Here is a 1,766-nt window from a genome sequence, read left to right on the forward strand (position 1 = left end):
CAAGATTTTGGATGATATAACTCGTGAAAAATCTGAAGAAGTAATCCTACATGCCAAGAAGAGAGGATATCATATTGGTGAAAAAATCGCCAAAAAGGGTTCCATTCTGGGTTCAAAATTGAAAAAGAAAACTAAATCTGGAATAAGTTCTGGTATTCAAGCTGGAAAGACTTTCACAGATTCTTCACAAAAAGAATTGGACTTGTTACAAAAACTTGGAGACTTGAAAAAAGCCGGGGTTATAACAAATAAAGAATTCCAAGCAAAAAAGAAAAAAATACTGTCTAAAATCTAATCCTTTTTAGCTCCCCCTCCTATCTGGACTATCTTTTAATACTCCTATCAAGAAAATTCATTTAGATGGATTTTGGGTGACAACGAGCAACCTAGTTCAATTAAACAAGAAATTCTTGATAAAATTGCAGCGTTAATTACTGCTGCATTTGGTTTGGTAGCTGCACTTGCATGGAACGATGCAATCAAATTGTTGTTTAAGGAACTCTTTGGAACCCAAGACCAAGTAGGTCCAATGATTGCTTATGCTATATTTATCACAATAATTGCAGTCATTTTGACAATCATTGTGGCACGTGCGGCATCAAAAGCAAAAAATATCATTGTAAAAACATATTCTTGCAAACTTTGTGACTTTAAAACTCAAGTTGAATCTGAACTGATGGAGCATAATGTAAAAGATCACGCTGCAAGTCAAGACAAATTCCTGAGTAAATGATCTCTTTCAAAAGATAGATGCTTTATCATACAAGAATAGAATTAATACTCCTCCGAAAATTACAAAGGATGCCATAAAGTAGATCACAATGTGAAGCATGCCAATTTTTTTACTGAAATAATTCCCAACAAATATTATTCCGACTCCTATTAATATGATAATAATTCCTGCAATGATGTTTGGCAACTCCATCCTTGACTTGATTTTTACCCTCTATCTAAAAGATCCTTTAAATTCTATTTCAGTGTAAATTTTTATCATCATGGTTGTCAATTTAGCTTCTTTTCTTTCTATTTCGCTAGTTTTACTTTTGTCTGTATTTTTACCTTCTATGGTTACAGCTGATGTTGCATCTGGTAAACCCTCATGGCAGATAATGTCTGATCAGGTTTGTGGTGATGTACTGTGCTCTGATACTAAATCGTCTATCTTACCCATATCTGTATCATCAATTGCGTATTTTCCGCCTCCACTAAAGCAAATTTCTCAGGGTGTGTCTCCTTCAAATGTAACTTGTACCGAGGGAAAAGCACTTGTGCTAAAACAATCTAATGGATTGCCTGCGTGTCTTACTCCTTCAAGTATTGAAAAATTAATTTCACGAGGATGGGCAATTCATATTTTGCCTGATTACAGTGATGGAAATAACAATTCTGAAATTTTTACGTCTGGAGAATTTGTAACCGAATCAGAACCTGTAGCATATTTTGGTGATACAAAGGGGTATGTGGCAAAGCCTGTAATTGACGGAAATTATCCTGGCATCGTAATGATTCATGAGTGGTGGGGATTAAATGACAACATCAAAGAGATGGCCGACAAACTTGCATCTCATGGATATGTCGTATTGGCAGTTGATCTATATGATGGGGATGTTGCAACAACTTCTGATCAAGCAAGACAATTGGTTAATGCGTTTGATTCTGAAAGAGGAATACAAAACATGAACTCCGCAACATCATTCTTAACTGAAAATTATTCTACAAAAAACATTGGTTCTGTTGGATGGTGTTTTGGTGGTGGTCAATCACTT

General features: G+C 35.2%; 4 protein-coding genes. 3 read left to right on the forward strand and 1 reads right to left on the reverse strand.

Translation table 11 applies throughout. From position 1 onward, the window contains the following. Together BD31_RS10785 and BD31_RS07170 are read left to right on the forward strand one after the other, a co-directional pair. Window positions 1-295, forward strand: a 295-nt coding sequence (locus BD31_RS10785) for an SHOCT domain-containing protein (RefSeq protein ID WP_008300568.1), incomplete at its 5' end; no start/stop codon positions are given. A 72-nt stretch (window positions 296-367) separates the two neighbouring features. Continuing rightward, on the forward strand, window positions 368-733 hold the full coding sequence (locus BD31_RS07170; RefSeq protein ID WP_008300572.1) for a DUF5654 family protein: 366 nt from the start codon (window positions 368-370) through the stop codon (window positions 731-733). Window positions 734-739: 6 nt separating this feature from the next. On the opposite strand, the gene BD31_RS07175 is transcribed toward BD31_RS07170, so the two are convergent. Next, window positions 740-925: a hypothetical protein gene (locus BD31_RS07175; protein WP_008300566.1), complete on the reverse strand. Its 186-nt coding sequence runs from the start codon at window positions 923-925 to the stop codon at window positions 740-742. A 70-nt stretch (window positions 926-995) separates the two neighbouring features. Between BD31_RS07175 and BD31_RS07180 the strand changes: the two genes are divergently transcribed. Beyond that, a partial coding sequence (locus BD31_RS07180; RefSeq protein WP_008300570.1) for a dienelactone hydrolase family protein occupies window positions 996-1,766 on the forward strand: 771 nt, incomplete at its 3' end.

The organism is Candidatus Nitrosopumilus salarius BD31 (genome assembly GCF_000242875.2).
Taxonomy (GTDB): Archaea; Thermoproteota; Nitrososphaeria; order Nitrososphaerales; family Nitrosopumilaceae; genus Nitrosopumilus; species Nitrosopumilus salarius.